The organism is Clostridium sp. LS (genome assembly GCF_002760435.1).
Taxonomy (GTDB): Bacteria; Bacillota; Clostridia; order Clostridiales; family Clostridiaceae; genus Clostridium.
This window is the reverse complement of sequence record NZ_AUUU01000051.1, coordinates 76,979-96,290: the sequence shown is the minus strand read 5'-3', so window position 1 is coordinate 96,290 and position 19,312 is coordinate 76,979. Positions and strand designations below refer to the sequence as shown.

Genomic DNA, 19,312 nt, shown 5'->3' with positions numbered 1-19,312 from the left:
ATATGAAGATATTAATTACTGGTTCGAAAGGTCAATTAGGTAATGAACTTCAAAGTATTATTAAAAACGGAAGAGCTGAAATAGGAGAAATTTCTGATGTTATTAAAGGATCAGAGGTTATAGCACTTGATGTGGATGAACTTGATATAACAAATTTAAATGAAGTAAAAAAATTGTTAAATAACTTAAGACCTGAAGTAGTGATAAATTGTGCAGCAGCAACTAATGTTGATGGTTGCGAAGGTAATGAAGATTTTGCATTTAAAGTAAATTCAATTGGACCTAGAAATCTAGCAATTGCTTGTGAGGAAATAGCTGCTAAATTAGTACAAGTATCAACTGATTACGTATTTAGCGGAGTTGCAAATAGACCATTAACTGAGTATGATTTAACAGCACCATATAGTGTTTATGGTAAAACTAAACTTTTGGGGGAAAATTATGTAAGAGAATTTTCCTCAAAGTATTTTATAGTAAGAACAGCTTGGCTATATGGATATGCAGGTCATAATTTTGTTTATACAATGAGAAGGCTCGGAAAAGAGAAGGACGTTATTAATGTTGTTAATGATCAAAGGGGAAATCCTACTCATGCAAATGACTTAGCATATCATATACTAAAGTTAATTGAGACAGAAGAGTATGGGTTATATCATTGTACAGGTAAAGGAGAATGCAGCTGGTATGAATTCGCTAAAAAGATCATTGAGCTCTCTGGAGAAAATTGCATTGTTAAACCTTGTTCATCAGATGAATACGAAAGTCCAACAAGGCGGCCTGAATATTCATCTCTTGATAATATGATGCTTAGGAATACTGTTGGTGATGAAATGAGGAATTGGCAGGATGCTATAAAGTCGTTCATATATAGGATAGATAAATAAGTGAGGGGTGAAGATGATGAAATTATATTTAGTTACAGGTGGAGCAGGATTTATTGGATCAAATTTTATATTATATATGCTTAATAAATATAAAGATATAAAAATAATTAACTTAGATAAATTGACTTATGCCGGAAATCTAGAAAACCTTAAATCAATTGAAAATGATGATAGATATGAATTTGTTCAAGGAGACATTTGTAACAAAGGATTAGTATCAAGCCTTTTTGAAAAATATAATATAAATTATGTTGTTCATTTTGCAGCAGAATCACATGTTGATAGAAGCATAAAAGAGCCAGAGATATTTGCTCAAACAAATGTAGTTGGAACTGTCAATATGCTTAATTGTGCTAAGGATGCTTGGAAATTAAAAGATGCATTTAAAGATAATGTCAAGTTTCTTCATGTTTCAACAGATGAAGTATATGGATCCTTAGGTTTAGAGGGATTTTTTACTGAAACTACTCCACTAGCCCCACATAGTCCATACTCAGCAAGCAAAGCTGCATCAGATTTAATGGTTAAAGCTTACTATGATACGTATAAAATACCGATAAATATTACAAGATGTTCAAATAATTATGGTCCATTTCAATTTCCAGAAAAACTAATTCCACTTTTAATCAATAACTGCTTGAAACACAGAGATTTACCTGTATATGGAGATGGAATGAATATAAGAGATTGGTTATATGTAGAAGATCATGCAAAGGCAATCGATATGGTAATTAATAATGGAAGAGTAGGGGAAGTTTATAATGTTGGAGGTCATAATGAAAGAACTAATATTCAAATAGTAAAAACTGTTATAGCTTATATAAATGAAAACTTAGATCAGAAAGTAACTGAAAAATTAATTAAATTTGTTGAAGATAGAAAAGGACATGATAAAAGATATGGAATAGCACCTGATAAGATAAGAAAAGAGTTGGGTTGGTATCCAGAAACTACTTTTGAAATTGGAATTAAGAAAACTATAAAATGGTATTTAGATAATCAGGAATGGATGAAAAATGTGACTTCAGGTAATTATCAAAAATATTATGAAGATATGTATAAAGCGTAAAATTGACTTAAGGATCAATGGACAGACAGGCTTTCGATTTATTAGAAGCCTGTCTTACGTGTATATAAGCGAAATTATAATGAATATTTAACTAAATTTTAATGAAGCTTATAGGCATTAATTGATTAAAATATGAACCAAATATTATTATCTTCATATAATGTAATTATAATGTTTTAGGAGGGAAGCAATAATGCCATCAAAAAGTAAATTAATCTCCATGCTGATTATATTTTCTCTTATTATTTTAATTATGCCTATTTTGGTAATTCATGTTGGTTTTCTAAAGGATATAGTATTTTGGTTATTTAAAAACAAAACAAATGCATACGAATATTTACAATTTAGTGGAGCATTTTTAGGTGTAATTGGAGCTGTCGGTGGATCGTATCTTTTAATTGATAGGAAATGAAAAAGAAAAAATTGCAATAGAAGAAAGTAGGAATTATACTTTAAAGAAATTTAATATTATTGTTCAGGACTATTATTTTAATTATATAAAAGAAAGTATCTAAATAAAGATTACCAGCATCTTTATTTAGATACTTTGTAAAAATAGTAGATTCAATTTAATTGCTTTAGTAATGATTTTAGTCAGTAGTGAAAGATATTTCTTAATATATTGAAATATGATTTTATGGAGAAAAATTAGGATTTTATGAGTTGATTTATTGGTAAAATTATACAATTTGTATCATAAAATCATTGAAATATAAATATACTTTATTGTTATTAATTTTATTATAAAGGATTGATAATCTAGTAACTATTTTAAAAATACAAAAAACTTATCTTAGACAAGTTAACGGTATATAATTGAATATTATTTTGCAATGTGTATTAATTAATATAAATTCTTCATTAAATATTATTTATTAGACAGAATTTTTTCTATGCACAAAATGCAAAGATATTCTTATCAATATAATGTGGGGGAGATAAATGCAGGAATTAAATATTAAAACAGGAGAATTTATAAATAAAAATCCGAAAAAGCTGTATGAGTTCACAAAAAGATTAATAGATATAATTGCATCAATATTTGGATTGATAATGCTACTGCCTATATTAGTTATTGTTGCTATTGCAATAAAAATCGAATCTAAAGGACCAGTATTTTTTTCTCAAGAGAGAGTTGGATTAAATGGAGAAAAATTTAAAATGTATAAATTTAGATCCATGATAGTTGATGCAGAGAAATATAAGGAAAAATTATTGAAGCAGAACGAGATGAATGGTCCTATGTTTAAAATAAAGAACGATCCGAGAGTAACCAAGATAGGAAAATTTATAAGACGTACAAGTGTAGATGAACTACCACAACTTATAAATGTATTAAAAGGTGATATGAGTTTGGTTGGTCCAAGGCCGTCTTTACCAAAGGAAGTAGAAAAGTTTTCTCCATGGATGTTGGAGAGACTTAAAGTAAAACCAGGGTTAACTTGCTATTGGCAAGTATCAGGAAGGAATGATATTCAATTCGAGGATTGGATGAAGCTTGATTTAAAATATGTTAAAGAAAGAGGAACATTACTTGATATAAAGTTAGTAATAAGAACTTTCTTTGTATTATTTGGTGATGAGCATGCAAGTTAAACTCATAATATATTTATAAATAATAGTGTTGTTTATAAGAACAAAATTATAGTTCTGTAAGCCAGATTGAATTAATGAAAACTATATCAATTTACTTTAAGGCAAGGCAAAAACTTTTACTAAAGGGATTTTTTATAATTAAATTTATTAATGTCATGCTTTTAAGGGCATGACATTAATTCTAATTGAATTAATGAGGGATTAAAATTGTTGGGATTATTCAAAGGTATATCATATTATTTGTCACATAAAATTTTAAGATTTTTATGTAACGAATTCTAAAATGAAAATAATAGAATATACATAAGTATGTAACTATGTAAAGTAAATGAAAAGTATAATATTTGAAGTTCTAAGAATTCCAAAGGCTTTAAAGATTATAAATTATATATTAATTCGAAAATATGTGAAGTTGGAAGAGTTCTAAAAAAATAAATGGTGGTGAAAATATGTTATGTGCATTAATACTGGCTGGGGGGAAAGGAACTAGGTTTTGGCCTTTATCAACAGAAGAAAAACCCAAACAATTTTTAAACTTAATTGGTAATAATAGTATGATTCAAATGACTGTAAATAGAATAAAACCAATTATTCCTATAGAAAGAATATTCGTTTGTACTGCTCAAAAGTATGTAGACATGGTTATGGCACAGTTACCAGAACTGCCTGCAAGAAATATCATAATAGAGCCGGAGGGTAGAAATACAGCACCATGTATAACATTATCAGCTTTGGTAATAAAACGTTACTTTGGTGATGCTAATATGGTAGTATTGGCTTCAGATCATTTGATTAGAGATGAAGATGAATTTAGAAGTATTCTTCAAGCTTCAAATAAATTAATTATAGAGAATAAAAAAGCAACCTTAGTACTTGGAATAACTCCATCTAGAGCAGAAACAGGTTTTGGATATATAAAATGTAATGAGATAGTAAGAACAATAGATAACTATAATGTTATAAATGTAGAGCACTTTGTGGAAAAGCCCAGTAAGGAAAATGCTGAACAGTACTTAAGTGAAGGCAGATATTTATGGAATGCTGGTATGTTCTTGTGGAGTATAGATAATATGCTAAATAAGATTAAAATGTATAGTTCAGATATATATGAAAAATTGCATGAAATAGAGACTGTAAAAGAAGAAAAACTTCAAAATTTAATAAATGACAATTACTGTAAATGTCAAGAAATTTCAATAGACTATGCAGTATTAGAGAAGGATAGTAATATTTACACTATTCCATGTGACATTGGCTGGGATGATGTAGGTACCTGGAATGCTGTAGAGAGATACAGAAAAAAAGATGTGAATAATAATATTTTTGATAAAAATGTTAAAGTCATAGAATCAAAATCTAACATTGTAATAAACAATGAAAAAAAACTAATAATGATAGGGTTAAAAGATACTATGATACTTGAAACTGAGAAAAACATTTTTATTGTAAATAAAGATTATGTGGTAAATCTCAAAGATTATAAAGAGATTATTTAACATTAAAAATAAATTAAGTAAAGAAAGAGGGATGAGTATGGAAGAAATGGACGTAAAAGTTCAGGATATTCTTATGGTTCTAAAAAATCGATGGAAAATCATATTAGTGACAACATTTGTTATAACTTTATCTACAGCACTAATCAGTTTTTTTCTCCTTAAGCCTGTGTATGAGGTTAACGCTAAAGTTTTTATAGGAAAAGAACAAACTAATGATCCAAATTATAATAATAATGATGTTCAAATGTATCAAAAATTATTAAAAACATATTCTGAATTAATAAAAACTAAAGACTTAATTGAAAATGCAATTTATAAAAATAATTTTGATGTAGGATATTCTGATGTAATTAATAATTTAGAAGTAAACCCTAGTGCAGACACGCAAATCCTAGAAATAAGCTATAAAAATAAAGATAAAAACTTATCAAAGGATATATTAGTAGCAGTTATAGATGAATTCATAAATAACTCAAAAGAACTTATACCAAATGGAACAGTAAAAATTGTAGAAAGCCCTGAATTACCGGAAAATCCGGTAAGCCCAAATAAAGTGAAAAATATTGCAATATCTTTTGTGGCAGGATTAATGTTAGGGTGTGCAATAGCATTACTAAAGGAATATATGGATGATACCCTAAAATCAAAGGAGCAAACCGAAAAATTACTTGAACTTCCTGTAATAGGAATGATACCTTGTGGAGAAAAAAAGTGAGAGGAGTGAAAAAAATGCTTGTAGTTGAAGAAAAACCTCAATCAATAGAAGCAGAATCATATAGAACACTTAGAACAAACATACAATATTCTTCTGTTGATAAAGAAATAAGAAGCGTTGTTGTTACAAGTGCTAATCCCCAAGAAGGAAAGTCAACAGTATCAGGAAATTTAGCATTATCATTTGCACAAAACGGAAAAAAGGTAATTATAATAGACTGCGACTTAAGAAAACCATCAATTCATAAAAAATTTAATATATCTAATTTATGTGGATTTTCAGAAGTTATGATAGGAAAAGAAACATTAGAAAATGCAATTCAGGAATATAAATCTAACCTGCATATATTACCAAGTGGAAAAATACCGCCTAATCCATCCGAAATGATTAGCTCTACAACAATGAGTGATTTATTAGAAAGGCTTAAGGAGGAATATGACATAATTATTTTAGATAGCCCGCCATTAGATGCTTTTACTGATGGTCAAATTTTATCAACAAAAGTAGACGGAACAATTCTCGTTGTTCTAGCAGGTGAAAGTAAAATTGAATCTGTAAAAGAAGCAAAAAATTTATTAAATAGAGTAGGGGCACACATAATAGGGCTAGTTATAAATAAAGTAAGTAAAAAGAAAACTAATTATTCTCACTATTACGAAATTAATGAAAAAAAGAAGAAAGTAAAGGAGAATACTTAAGTATTGAGGATTATATATTGCAATTGACAGGTTTGCATCAAACAAATCTAAATTGCTACAAATATTAAAGCGTTATTTACTGAGTATATCGATACTTTATGTATTAACTTTAGTAGGAAGGAATTTTGTATGAGATGAATAAGGAACTAAAAGTTTTTTTGAAAAGAACTTATATAAAAATACTATCTAAAAAGTCAATAATGCCATTATTGTATGTAGAATATCTTAGGTCTTATAAAAAAATATTAAATTTATCTGATCCTAAAACATTTGGAGAGAAGATACAATGGATGAAAAAGAATGGTAATTTGGAGAGGTATAGGGACTTTGTTGATAAATTTTTAGTAAGGAGTTATGTTGAGAAAAAACTTGGTAAGGATTATCTAGTAAAATTGTATGGCGTATATAATAACTTTGATGAAATTAATTTTGAAGAGCTGCCTAAAAAATTTGTATTTAAACCCAATAATAGTTCTGGAGACATTATAATTTGTAAAAACAAATCTGTTCTTGATTTAAAGAAAACTAAAAAACAATTGGATAAGTGGTTAAAAAGGGATTTTTATGATTATACAAGGGAAATTCAATATAAAGGAATTGAAAGAAAAATAATATGTGAAGAATATTTAGAAGATTCTCCCGGATCTTTAAAGGATTATAAAATATTTTGTTTTAATGGGAAGCCAGAATTTATTCAAGTTGATTTTGATAGGCATACAAACCACAAAAGAAATTTTTATGATTTGAATTGGAAGCGGATTTATATGGAAGTGGCTTATGTGGAACATAAGAAAGGTATAGACAAGCCTAAAGAATTTGATGAGTTGATTAAAGCTGCGACTAAATTATCAGAAGGCTTTCCTTTTGTAAGAGTAGATCTATATATAGTACAAGAAAAAGTATACTTTGGAGAATTAACATTCACACCTGGAAATGGAAAAGATCCGTTTAGACCACTAAGAGAAGATTTAAAGGTTGCTGCTAAAATTAATTTAGAGAAATATCTATAAAGAAATTTACAAATAATATATATTTTTTCGGTATTGTTAAAAAAGTAATGTAAGTTATTTTTTGCTGAAAAAATATATTTTTTTTATTTATATCTGTAAAAAAATTTTGGCAGATAGTAGAAGATTTAAATTATGTGAATATTATATAACAAATAAAATAATTAATAAAATATCCAAATATGTAATGAGATTCTTTTCTTAATTCTAATGCGAATCACATAATTCCAAGGAGGGAAAACTATGGATCAAACATTACAAACTAATTATTCAAATTTTTTATTAGATTATTATAAGCATTTAGTTAAAAATGTTGGAACTCAAAATGAAGATTGGTCAGATGCCTTAGAATATATCTTTAATATAATAAAGAAAAATGGTGGAGGAAGTGTAAGTTTTCTTGAGAATTCAACATATGGATTTTCTAGAAGTGTATTATGCGATGATTTAAATAATATATTTATCTTAGGCGGCAGTAACGTAATTTTAAGGAAAAATACTGATTTTGATAAAAGTAAAGGTATAAGACTTTTTAATATAAATTATTCTAGTAATATAGTTATTAGGGATTTAAAATTTATTGGAGAAAGTGGAGCAGATAATTCAAATTGGGACGACACTATAATAATGAATTATGATGCTTCTAATGTTTTAATAGAGAATTGTCAATTTGAAAATACAGCTATAGCATTAAATATTGGATCTGATTCTGAAAAAAATAATGAAACAATATGTTCTAATATTGTTATAAAAAATTGTAGATTTAATAATGTTGGACAATGCTATACAACACATCCTGGCGGAGCTGAAAATGTCACTTTTAAAGATAATAAAGGGAAAGATATTGAGGTAATGGTAAAATTAAGCTCAAGAATAAAAAATGAAGGATATATTACTATATTTAATAATTATATAGAGAATACGAAAATAGGGTTTGATTTTGTAAATACTCCCAATATATATTGTTACAATAATGTAATTATTAATGCTCAGGAATATGGAATTCAATCTGAAAGTTATGAGAATACTCAGGGGACAGAACATGAGGGAACTAGTTATGATTTATCAAATTGGAATATTGATAATAATACTTTTGAAGATTGCAATATTTTTGTAAGAATTACAACAGATAGTACTAAAGTGTTAGATAAATTGAATATAAGTAATAATATTTTTAGAGATAAGAATATTGAGAATAATAATGCAATAATATTAACATCTAATATCAAGAATGTAAGTATAAAAAATAATATTTTTGATAATCTTAAATTAACTAACAATTCTTTATTTTTAATAAATAATACTTGTGCTAGATTAATGCCTGGACATAATCCTTTTGGAGAAATATGTGACAATAAAATAAGTAATTGCGAAGGAAAAGCTTTTATATACTTTGAAGGAAATACAGAACAATTGAGCGATTTTGTTTTAAAAAATAATATAGAATATGATAGTAATTTAGCATTTATTATTAGTGAATATTCAAAAATTTATAATTCAGGTATTATAAATAATGATTTTAGTAATAGTTCTAACAATAAAGCCATGATTACAGGAATTTATGAAAATGTAGTTTTTAAAAACAACAATATTAAAACAGCATCTGCAGATATATTAGCAAATATTGAAGCAAAAAGTTGCAGCTTAATTAATAATGTATTTAGCAATACTATGAATAATGGAGTGGCGATTAGGCTTGGTCAATCAGAAGGAAAAACTCTTTTTAAAGATAATAATTATTACGGAGAGAGTAGATTATTTAACAAGTATAGCTATAAAGATTATATAGAACTTCAATCTCCTAATGGAACTAAATATAAGATTAAAGTATCAGATAATGGTCAAATAACTGCTACGAAAGAAAATCAATAAAAATAATTCTAAAAGTATTACTGAAAAATCATAGGTAATACTTTTTCTTTGGGATAAATATATTATTATTAAAATTTAAAATAAAGAAAGGAAGATGTAATGGAAAAGCTAAGAAAGGTTATGAGTACCCTTATATTAGTTATATGTTTAATAGATATTTCAGGATTGAAATATAATAATTCAAGTAACATATCTTCAAAAACTTTCTTAGAAAAAAGTGAAGATAACGTTAGTACAGAAGATGTAAGTAAAACTCAATGGTATATAGATGACTATAAATATCTAGTTAAAAATTTAGGAGAAGTAAATGAAGATTGGTCTGATGCACTTAATTTTGTTTTAGAAAATATCAAGAAGAATAATACTAATGGAGAAATTCTTTTTACAAAGAATTTCACATATGGCTTTTCAAAATCTATAGATGAAGATAACATTAATGGAATATCATTTTTAGGTGAAGCAGGAACAATTCTTAAGAAAAATTCTAATTTTAATTCTTCACAAGGTATAAGGCTTTTAAATATAAATAGTTCATCAGATCTAATATTTAAGAATATAAAATTTATAGGAATGAGTGGAGCAGATAATACTAATTGGGATGATACCATATTAATGGATTATGATTGCCAAAATGTTCAAATTGATAATTGCCAATTTGAAAATGTCGCAACTGCCTTAGATATAGGATCATCTGTTAATGAAAATAAAGAAACCATATGTTCAAATATTACAATACAAAATTGCAGTTTTACAAATGTAGGTCAATGTTATACAACTCATCCTGGTGGAGCAAAAAATGTTATATTTAGAAACAATGTGGCAAATAATGTTCAGGTAATGTATAAAACAAGTTGTAGAATTAAAAATGAAGGGAACATAGAAATATATAATAATAGAGTGACAAATACAAATATTGGGTTTGATTTTGTAAATACTCCTAATATAAATTGTTATAATAATACTATTATTAATGCTAAGGAGTATGGAATTCAAACAGAAACTTATGAAAATACACAAGGTACAGAACATGAAGGAACTAGTTATGATATATATAATTGGATTATTAATAACAATAGATTTGAGGACTGTAATGTTTTTATAAGATTGACTACAGACAAGACAAAAACGTTAGATGGTGTAGATATTATTAATAACAAGTTCGTTAACAAAACATTAGATAATGTAAGCCCAATAATTTTGGAATCTAATGTTAAGAATATAAATTTACAAAATAATAATTTTTCAAATATTGAATTAAAAGATAATCCGATAATATTTATAAACAGTACTTTTAACAGACTTATATCCAATGATAGTGATTTTGGCAAGGTATCAAATAATACTATAAATAACTGCAACGGAAAAGCTTTCATAGAATGCAGTGGAAAAGATGAAGTTATAAAAAAACTAATTATAAATAATAATAAACAAAATGACGGAGATTTGGCCTTTATAATCAGTGAGTGTCAGGAAATAGTAAATTCATCATTTTTTAATAATAATTTTGCTTCGAATGAAAATTCAAAGGAGATGCTTGCAGGAACATATAGGAATACAACATTAAATGGCAACGATATTAGAACATGTAGCGAAGATATTTTAGCCAATATAAAGAGTAACGATTGTACTCTTATAGAAAATTATTTTAATTCTGTAAGTCAAAATACTTCATTAAGAATTGTTGAATATGGGATAGAAACTAAATTAGAAAACAATAAATTTAATGGAGAAGTTAGAATTATTAATTAAAAATAATTTTTATAGTTAATTTTGTATATATAAATTTAAATCATATGAAAAATAATTGGAATAAAAGTGCCATAATAAAAATAAATTTTATTATGGCACTTTTATTTTACTATAAAACTAATGAAAACTAAGCCCATGCAATGTTACACAAATATTATAAAGTAACTTAAATTAGGAGGAAAAGTATGTTAAGGATATTAATGATAGGACCAGGAAGAAATGTTCAGGGTGGTATATCAACTGTTGTAAATAATTATTATGATGTGGGAATGGAAAAAGACATCAGCTTGAAGTATTTGGCTACAATGGAAGATGGGAGTAAGGTAAAAAAGTTATTAATAATGCTAAAAGCCTTATTAATGCATCTAGTAAATTTTAATTATGACATACTTCATGTTCATACCGCATCTAGGGCAAGTTTTTATAGAAAGAGTATTTTTATTAAAATATCAAAACTATATAAAAAGAAAGTTATCATTCATGTTCATGGAGCAGAATTTAAAGAATTTTACTTAGATGAAAGCAGTAGCTTAAATAAAAGCTATATCAGAAATATTTTTAAATTAGCAGATAAAGTAATTGTATTATCAGAAGAATGGAAAGAATTCTTTTTGAATATATGTGATGAGGAGAAAATAATCGTCATGTATAATTCGATAATTATCCCACCAAAAGAGCAGAAGAGCTATAAGGATATTAACATTTTATTTTTGGGAAGATTGGGACATAGGAAAGGAGTATATGATTTACTTAGTATAATTCCTAATATCTTAAGAATAAATAATAATATCAAAGTCAATTTATTAGGAGATGGAGAAATTCAGGAAGTTGAAAAATTATGTAAAGAAAAAGGGATAGATGACCATGTTAGTGTACTTGGATGGGTCAAAGGGAGCGCAAAGGAAAAAATAATAAAAGAATCAACTATATTTGTGCTTCCATCTTATAATGAAGGAATGCCCATGTCTGTATTAGAATCCATGGGGTACTCGCTGCCTATAATATCAACTAATGTTGGAGGGATAAAAAATCAAGTATTAAATGGCGTTAACGGATTTTTGATAGAACCAGGAGATAAAATAAAGCTTACTGAATGTATTAATCAACTTATAAACTCTGAGGAGTTAAGAGAAAATATGGGAAAAGAATCATATGAATTAGTAAAAAGAAAATTTAATATCAATAATATTCTAACTCAATTGGAAAAGCTATACGAAGAATTAGGAAGTAGAAGGTGATTTATATGAATTCGAAAATATTAAAAAAACTCAATGGAAATATGCCAGACTTTATAAAGTTATTAGCAAAAAATATTATTAGAAAAAAATTAATTGAAAATAGAGTATTTTTAGAGCAATACGAAGAGTTAATGAAATTTGAGAAACTTAGTGATTATGAAAAAAAAGAAATTCAATTTCATAAATTGAAGAAGAGCTTGTGCTATGCATACGAAAATACAAAATATTATAAAAATACATTTGATACTATAGGCTTCAATCCGTATGAGATGAAGGATATAAGCGAAATGAAATTATTACCCCAAATTGATAAGAAAGAAATATTTGATCGGTATGATGAATTTATATCAAGTGAAAAAATGGATTTTTATTGTTCTAGTACAGGTGGGAGTACTGGAAAAGAAATGATAATTCCATTGGATAAAGATTCTATATATAGAGAAAAAGCATTTATATATCATTGCTGGAGTAAATTGGGATATGATTATAAGAAATCAAGATTAGCTACATTCAGAGGAATGGATTTTGCTGGAAAAATACAAAAATACAATCCGCTTTATAATGAAGTAATTTTAAGTCCAGTGAGAATTAATAATTATGAAATTAGAGAATATGTGAAAATTATTGAGAAGTTTAGACCGAATTTTATACATGGATATCCATCAGCAATATATAGCTTTTGTAAAGTGTTAAAAGAAAACAATATTATATTATCAACTAATATCAAGGGTGTTTTTTTCATATCAGAGACAGTAGATGAAATAAAAAGAACTTTTATAGAGCAATACTTTAATTGTAAATCCTTAGCTTTTTACGGTCATACTGAGAGAGCTGTTTTTGCTGAAGAAGGATTTGATAAATGCTATAAATTTAACGAATTATATGGATTTACTGAGATTGATACCGATGATAGTGGAAGCAGCAGAATTATATGTACAGGTTTTTTAAATAAAAAAATGCCTCTTATAAGGTTTATAACAGATGATGTAGTTAAAGAGGAATGTGAAGGATTCAAAATATATGGGCATAGGCAAAAAGAAGTGCTTATTGGTAAACATGGAGAAGAAGTATCTATTACATCATTAGAGATTAATGATAAAGTTTTGACACAAATTAGATTTTATCAGTATGTACAAAAGGAAAGGGGAAAATTTATCTTTAATATTGTCCCAGAAAAGCATATTTCAGATGAAGACATTAAATTGATAAAAAAATTATTAGATAAGAAATTGATTAATACATTTGAATATACTATAGAAGTTGTTGATCGTGTTATTTTATCAAGCAGAGGCAAGTTTAGTACTATAGTTCAGTGTATAAAATAAGGTGATTGCATGAAAGTAGAAAAAGTTGTATGGTATGTTAACAGATTAATGGCAATGTCATTACGTGAAGTTTGTTGGAGAATAAATCAAAAAATATTATCTAAAAAAGAAAAATTATTATTTAACAATAGGAAAGCAAAAGTAATTGATGAGCTTGAAGGATATAAATTTTACAAAAGAGTAAATATTTTTGAAAGTAATAAAGAGATGCTGAATTTTAATAATAAGTTTTATAGTGAAAAATTTATAGATAAGTTTTGGGATAAATATAACTATAAAATTAACTTGGAAAACATATGGGATTATGGATTTCAAACCTCGAATAAGTGGCCGCTTATTTTTTCTTATGATTTAAATTATAAGCAGGAAGATTCAATAGGTGATGCAAGAACAAATTGGGAATTAAATAGGCATTATCATTTTACACAATTGGCTAAGTTATATTTTGTGACTGGGAAAGTATCTTATGTAGAAGAACTTGAAAAAGATTTTTACGATTGGAATGAGAAAAATCCTTTTTTAATGGGAATTGCATGGACAAGTGTAATGGAAATCTCAATTAGGTCAATTTCGTGGATTATTGTATTTAATTTTTTAAATCACAAGAAATACAAAAATAAGAAATTCTTAAAAGATTTAAAACTGGGAATATTAAATTCAACTGAATACACTTTCCATCATTATTCTAGATATTCCTCAGCAAATAATCATTTAATTATTGAAGCAGTTAATATGGGGATTGTCGGTGTAGTATTTAATATTCCTAGATTGATAGAATTGTGTAATGAAATATTGAAAAAGGAAATGAAAAGACAAAACAATAATGATGGAGTAAATAAAGAACAATCTCCACATTATCAATGTTTTATACTTGAAGGCGTAATTATATATATAATTACATGCAAAAAAAATAATATTGTTTACCCTTATGAATTAGATGACATATTAAAAAAAATGTGTGAATATATAGCAGACTTAAGTGATATATATAGTAATGTACCTAATCTTGGAGATGATGATTGTGGTAAAATATTGGATTTAAATGGGGAAATGTTTAACTACTATAAATATGTACTCCAATTAGGGTCTATAGTACTAAAAACTAAGTATACTGATCTAACAATACTGCATGAAAATGTAGGGTGGTTATTTGATAACTATCATTTACAAGGAGTAAAAAATGAATATGATAATTCTAAATCTAAAATATATAAAATTGGCGGGCATTCTATATTAAGGTATAAAAACGGGAAAACAGAAACAGTTATGTCTGTAGATCATGGAGAACTTGGCTTTGGAAGAATGGCAGCACATGGACATGCTGATGCTTTAAGTATTACCTTATCTGTCAATGGTGAAGAGTTTATTATAGATCCAGGGACCTATATTTATCACATACAAAAGAACTGGAGAGATTATTTTAGGAAGACTATTAATCACAACACTGTTACTGTAGATGGAAAGGATCAGTCAGAAATTAAAGGAGCCTTTCTATGGGGGAAAAGAGCAAATTCAAAATTAATAGAATTTGATTTTAATGAAAAGATCGATGAAATTGAGTGTGAGCATGATGGTTATAAACCTATTATTCATAATAGGCAAATAAAATATTTTAAACCTGACCTATTTTATATTAAAGATAAGGTACAAGGGAATTTTGGCTACTATATATTAACATTGGTAATAAGCAATAAGATTGAAATTATAGAATATAAAGGACAACTTATGTTAAAAGGTAAACATAATTCTATATTTATTATGTTTATTAATAATGAGGAAAGTAGTATAGAAAATATTTGGCAATCAAGATTATATTCAAATAAGGAATTAACAAGTGCAATTAGGATAAAAAATATTAAAAACAAAGAAGTGATAACATTGATTTCCATAAATAGACCTATTGGGGAAAAAGATTTAGAAAATATAAATTGATTTTAAATTTAATATGGGAGGGATGAAAATGAGAGTTAGTATTTTTGGTTTAGGTTATGTTGGGTGTGTAAGCGCAGGGTGTTTAGCACACAAGGGACATAAGGTAATAGGTGTTGATGTTAACACTACTAAAGTTAATTTAATTAATTCTGGAAGGGCAACTATAATTGAAAAAGATATAGAAAGGCTAATTAAGGAAGCCCATGATTCTGAATTACTTGAAGCAACTTTAGATGTGGAATATGCAATAAAAAATACAGAGATATCAATTGTTACAGTGGGTACACCTAGTAGTAAGGAAGGGCACCTAAATTTACAATATATATTTTATGTTGCTAAGCAAATAGGTGAAGCAATAAAAGAAAAGAACGGTTTTCATGTAATTGCAATAAGAAGTACTGTGTTACCAGGTACTAATAAAAAGGTTTCACAGATAATAGAAAAAATTTCTGGAAAGAAAAATGGAGTGGATTTTGGGATAGTATCTAACCCGGAATTTTTAAGGGAAGGCACAGCAGTTCAAGATTATTTTAATCCTCCACTTACATTAATAGGATACGAATGTGAAAAATCAAAGGATATAATGTTAGAATTATATAAATCTTTACCTGGGGAGAAAATATGCACTGATATAAAGGTTTCAGAAATTATGAAATATATAAACAATGCTTTTCATGCACTGAAAATAGTATTTGGAAATGAAGTAGGCAATATATGCAAGGAACTTGGAATTGACAGTCATAAGGCTATGGAAATATTTTGTAAAGACAGATGTTTAAATATTTCACCGTATTATTTTAAGCCGGGCTTTGCATATGGTGGATCATGTTTACCAAAAGACACGAAGGCGCTAACGACATTGGCTAAGGATTTATATATTAAAGTTCCATTAATAGAAAGCATTGAGTTTAGTAATTCAATACAAAAAGAAAATGCTTATGAAATGGTAATAAGTAAAGGAAAGAAAAATGTAGGAATATTAGGATTAAGCTTCAAAGCAGGTACTGATGATTTACGTTGCAGTCCTATGGTGGATGTAGTAGAAAAATTACTTGGCAAGGGTCTTAATATTTTAATTTATGATAAAAACGTTAAAGTATCAGAGTTAACAGGAACAAACAGAGAGTTTATTGAAAGTAAAATCCCACATCTGCAAAGATTAGTAACAGATGATATAGATGCTGTTGTTAGTGATTCAGAGGTCATAGTTATTGCAAATAAAGAAGAAGAATTTAAGGAAGTATTAAGAAGATATCCAGGAAAAATTGTTTTAGATCTAGTTAGGATAGATAAAGAAATAAACTATAATGGATATTATGAGGGGCTAAATTGGGTAATAGAAAATGTTAATAAGAATGCAATTACAAGTATAGAAACTGAATATAGTTCGGTTTTTTAAAATTATCAATAGATTGAATTTTTGCAGGAGGAAAAATGGAGAAGAAAATCTTAATAATAGTTGAAAACTTACCAGTTCCGTTTGATACGAGGGTATGGCAAGAAGCAATTACTCTAGTTTCAAATGGATATACCGTATCCGTGATATGTCCTAAAGGAAAGGGGTATACAAAGGAAGAAGAAGTATTAGAAGGAGTAAATATATTTAGACATGATTTACCTTCTGAAGGAAATGGTTTAATTGGCTATGTTAGGGAATACGGCAGTGCTCTTTGGAGTGAGTACAAGCTTGCAAAAAAAATATATAAAGAAATAGGTTTTCATGTTATTCAGGGATGTAATCCTCCTGATAATATTTTTTTAATTGCAAAGAAGTTTAAAAAATATGGAGTTAAATATGTATTTGATCACCATGATATATGTCCAGAGCTGTTTTACGCTAAATTTAAGAAATATGGATTATTGTATAAAAGTCAGTTATGGCTTGAAAGACAAACATATAAGCACTGTGATGCTGCGTTTGTTACAAATGAATCCTATAAAAAAATTGCAATTGAAAGAGGAAAGATGGATCCTAAAAACATCTTTGTTTTAAGGAGCGGGCCTAAATTAGATAGATTGAAAATACAGCCGCCTAAGGATGAAATTAAAAAAGGTAAAAAATACATGATTGGTTATTTGGGAGTTATTGGACAACAGGAAGGTATAGAATATCTTTTAAAGGCTGTGAAGTACCTGAGAGATATAAAAGGCAGAAATGATATATTTTGTGGAATTGTCGGAGGAGGACCACACTTGGAAAACTTGAAGAGAATGACTATAGAAATGAATTTAAGTGATATTGTAGAGTTTACAGGTCGAGTATCAGATGAAATATTATTAGATTACTTAAATACGGCTGATGTATGTGTGAATCCAGATGAATATAATGAAATGAATGATAAATCAACTATGAACAAGATTTTAGAATATATGGCTCTTGGAAAACCAATTGTACAATTCGATTTAGCAGAAGGAAGATATTCAGCAAAGGAAGCTTCATTATATGCTAAAAATAATGATCCAGTGGATATGGCTAATAAGATTGAATTGCTGCTAAATAACAAAGAAATGAGAAGCGAAATGGGTGCATTTGGAAGGAAAAGAGTTATGGAAGAACTATCTTGGGATAAAACAAGTAAAGCGTTAATTAATGGATATGAATATATCTTTGATAATATATTAGGGGGAAATTATGAAGGTTATACATTTGATAATGTCTTTTGATACAGGTGGTGCTGAAAAACTACTAATAGATATTTTAAATAATTGTCATATAGATCAACAAGGACTATGCATTGTAAATAATCTTTATAATACAAAATTATTAAACGAAGTTAATGCAAAAAATATTGAAATTAAACTGATAAATAGGCCTGAAAGCAGTAAAAATATTATATATATAATAGAATTATTAAGATATATGCGCAAAGAAAATCCTGAAATAATTCATTGTCATAATAAAGCCTCTTTTAAGCTTGCAATATATATTAAAAAGTTCATAAAGAAATTAGATATTATATACACTATTCATGATACAAATATAGTAAATGTCGATAAAAAACTGGTGATTGATATAAATAAATTCTGCAAGAAAGTTATTTGTATCTCAAAACCAGTAGAAGATGAATGTATAGAGAACCTAATTGATAAAAGCAAGATAATCACTGTAAATAATGGTATAGATATTGAAAAATTCAACTTACCTAAGAATAATCATTTAACAATAAATATAGTATGTATAGCTAGAATTCATATAGAAAAAAAGGGGCAGGATTTATTAATAAGAGCTGTAAAAGATATTGCAGAGAAGTATAACATAATTGTTTATTTTGCAGGTGATGCTTCAGTTCAACAAAAAGAAGATTTAAATTACCTGAAAGGATTATGTGAACAATTAAATTTGCGAGAAAGGGTGAAATTCTTAGGTAATGTTGAAAATATTCCAGAACTGCTAAGAAGCATGGATATTTTGATCTTGCCGTCAAGATATGAAGGATTTGGTCTTGTAATTATTGAGGGAATGGCTTCTAAGACAAGAGTAATAGCAAGTAATATTGACGGACCTAAAAATATCATAACAAAGGATAGTGGGTATTTATTTAAAAGTGGTGATTATAGAGATTTGCAAGAGAAAATAGAGGAATGTATTATTTCTGGAGAAAGTAAAGTGAATTATGCATATGAATATGCAATAAAAGAATACTCAATTGATAGATTGTGCAGTGAATACGAAAAAATATATATAAACTAGAACTAAAGGTTAGTTTTTTATAAATAAATTAATGAAGGGA

The 19,312-nt window shown here is 27.2% G+C and carries 16 protein-coding genes; all 16 read left to right on the top strand.

What is annotated here, in order from left to right:
• Positions 1-2: 2 nt before the first annotated feature.
• The 16 genes from rfbD to COL3_RS13635 all read left to right on the top strand — a co-directional run bounded on the left by rfbD (position 3) and on the right by COL3_RS13635 (position 19,272).
• Positions 3-884: a dTDP-4-dehydrorhamnose reductase gene (gene rfbD / locus COL3_RS13710; protein ID WP_008420919.1), complete on the top strand. Its 882-nt coding sequence runs from the start codon at positions 3-5 to the stop codon at positions 882-884.
• A gap of 16 nt (positions 885-900) precedes the next feature.
• Positions 901-1,953: a dTDP-glucose 4,6-dehydratase gene (gene rfbB / locus COL3_RS13705; RefSeq protein ID WP_035282913.1), complete on the top strand. Its 1,053-nt coding sequence runs from the start codon at positions 901-903 to the stop codon at positions 1,951-1,953.
• 193 nt (positions 1,954-2,146) lie between these two features.
• On the top strand, positions 2,147-2,365 hold the full coding sequence (locus COL3_RS13700; RefSeq protein WP_008420915.1) for a hypothetical protein: 219 nt from the start codon (positions 2,147-2,149) through the stop codon (positions 2,363-2,365).
• A 530-nt stretch (positions 2,366-2,895) separates the two neighbouring features.
• The gene (locus COL3_RS13695) at positions 2,896-3,549 is read left to right on the top strand and encodes a sugar transferase (RefSeq protein ID WP_008420913.1); all 654 of its coding nucleotides are present in this window, start codon (positions 2,896-2,898) and stop codon (positions 3,547-3,549) included.
• Positions 3,550-3,998: 449 nt separating this feature from the next.
• Positions 3,999-5,045, top strand: a complete 1,047-nt coding sequence (locus tag COL3_RS13690) for a mannose-1-phosphate guanylyltransferase (RefSeq protein WP_008420910.1) — start codon at positions 3,999-4,001, stop codon at positions 5,043-5,045.
• A 37-nt stretch (positions 5,046-5,082) separates the two neighbouring features.
• A complete protein-coding gene (locus COL3_RS13685; protein WP_008420907.1) occupies positions 5,083-5,760 on the top strand; it encodes a Wzz/FepE/Etk N-terminal domain-containing protein in 678 nt (225 codons plus the stop codon).
• Positions 5,761-5,774: 14 nt separating this feature from the next.
• Positions 5,775-6,458: a CpsD/CapB family tyrosine-protein kinase gene (locus tag COL3_RS13680; protein ID WP_008420905.1), complete on the top strand. Its 684-nt coding sequence runs from the start codon at positions 5,775-5,777 to the stop codon at positions 6,456-6,458.
• Positions 6,459-6,592: 134 nt separating this feature from the next.
• The gene (locus COL3_RS13675) at positions 6,593-7,468 is read left to right on the top strand and encodes an ATP-grasp fold amidoligase family protein (protein ID WP_008420903.1); all 876 of its coding nucleotides are present in this window, start codon (positions 6,593-6,595) and stop codon (positions 7,466-7,468) included.
• A 240-nt stretch (positions 7,469-7,708) separates the two neighbouring features.
• Positions 7,709-9,337 carry a hypothetical protein gene (locus tag COL3_RS13670; RefSeq protein WP_008420900.1) on the top strand — a complete coding sequence of 543 codons (1,629 nt, stop codon included), beginning with the start codon at positions 7,709-7,711 and terminating at the stop codon, positions 9,335-9,337.
• 99 nt (positions 9,338-9,436) lie between these two features.
• Positions 9,437-11,086 carry a hypothetical protein gene (locus tag COL3_RS13665; RefSeq protein WP_008420898.1) on the top strand — a complete coding sequence of 550 codons (1,650 nt, stop codon included), beginning with the start codon at positions 9,437-9,439 and terminating at the stop codon, positions 11,084-11,086.
• Positions 11,087-11,271: 185 nt separating this feature from the next.
• The gene (locus COL3_RS13660) at positions 11,272-12,324 is read left to right on the top strand and encodes a glycosyltransferase family 4 protein (RefSeq protein ID WP_008420896.1); all 1,053 of its coding nucleotides are present in this window, start codon (positions 11,272-11,274) and stop codon (positions 12,322-12,324) included.
• Between the two features lie 5 nt (positions 12,325-12,329).
• Positions 12,330-13,649, top strand: coding sequence for a phenylacetate--CoA ligase family protein (locus COL3_RS13655; protein WP_008420894.1), 1,320 nt, complete (start codon positions 12,330-12,332; stop codon positions 13,647-13,649).
• A 9-nt stretch (positions 13,650-13,658) separates the two neighbouring features.
• Complete coding sequence (locus COL3_RS13650) at positions 13,659-15,581, top strand: alginate lyase family protein (protein ID WP_008420892.1); 1,923 nt, start codon at positions 13,659-13,661, stop codon at positions 15,579-15,581.
• Between the two features lie 28 nt (positions 15,582-15,609).
• A complete protein-coding gene (locus COL3_RS13645) occupies positions 15,610-16,980 on the top strand; it encodes a nucleotide sugar dehydrogenase (protein WP_008420890.1) in 1,371 nt (456 codons plus the stop codon).
• Positions 16,981-17,015: 35 nt separating this feature from the next.
• Entirely contained in the window at positions 17,016-18,245 is a 1,230-nt protein-coding gene (locus COL3_RS13640; protein WP_008420888.1) for a glycosyltransferase family 4 protein, read from the top strand.
• Positions 18,214-19,272, top strand: a complete 1,059-nt coding sequence (locus COL3_RS13635) for a glycosyltransferase (protein ID WP_008420886.1) — start codon at positions 18,214-18,216, stop codon at positions 19,270-19,272. Before COL3_RS13640 ends, COL3_RS13635 begins: the two co-directional genes overlap by 32 nt.
• Positions 19,273-19,312 lie beyond the last annotated feature (40 nt).

Coding starts and splice junctions, on each gene's coding strand:
- rfbD (WP_008420919.1), top strand. CDS start 3: ATGAAGATATTAATTACTGGTTCGAAAGGTCAATTAGGTAATGAACTT.
- rfbB (WP_035282913.1), top strand. CDS start 901: ATGAAATTATATTTAGTTACAGGTGGAGCAGGATTTATTGGATCAAAT.
- COL3_RS13700 (WP_008420915.1), top strand. CDS start 2,147: ATGCCATCAAAAAGTAAATTAATCTCCATGCTGATTATATTTTCTCTT.
- COL3_RS13695 (WP_008420913.1), top strand. CDS start 2,896: ATGCAGGAATTAAATATTAAAACAGGAGAATTTATAAATAAAAATCCG.
- COL3_RS13690 (WP_008420910.1), top strand. CDS start 3,999: ATGTTATGTGCATTAATACTGGCTGGGGGGAAAGGAACTAGGTTTTGG.
- COL3_RS13685 (WP_008420907.1), top strand. CDS start 5,083: ATGGAAGAAATGGACGTAAAAGTTCAGGATATTCTTATGGTTCTAAAA.
- COL3_RS13680 (WP_008420905.1), top strand. CDS start 5,775: ATGCTTGTAGTTGAAGAAAAACCTCAATCAATAGAAGCAGAATCATAT.
- COL3_RS13675 (WP_008420903.1), top strand. CDS start 6,593: ATGAATAAGGAACTAAAAGTTTTTTTGAAAAGAACTTATATAAAAATA.
- COL3_RS13670 (WP_008420900.1), top strand. CDS start 7,709: ATGGATCAAACATTACAAACTAATTATTCAAATTTTTTATTAGATTAT.
- COL3_RS13665 (WP_008420898.1), top strand. CDS start 9,437: ATGGAAAAGCTAAGAAAGGTTATGAGTACCCTTATATTAGTTATATGT.
- COL3_RS13660 (WP_008420896.1), top strand. CDS start 11,272: ATGTTAAGGATATTAATGATAGGACCAGGAAGAAATGTTCAGGGTGGT.
- COL3_RS13655 (WP_008420894.1), top strand. CDS start 12,330: ATGAATTCGAAAATATTAAAAAAACTCAATGGAAATATGCCAGACTTT.
- COL3_RS13650 (WP_008420892.1), top strand. CDS start 13,659: ATGAAAGTAGAAAAAGTTGTATGGTATGTTAACAGATTAATGGCAATG.
- COL3_RS13645 (WP_008420890.1), top strand. CDS start 15,610: ATGAGAGTTAGTATTTTTGGTTTAGGTTATGTTGGGTGTGTAAGCGCA.
- COL3_RS13640 (WP_008420888.1), top strand. CDS start 17,016: ATGGAGAAGAAAATCTTAATAATAGTTGAAAACTTACCAGTTCCGTTT.
- COL3_RS13635 (WP_008420886.1), top strand. CDS start 18,214: ATGAAGGTTATACATTTGATAATGTCTTTTGATACAGGTGGTGCTGAA.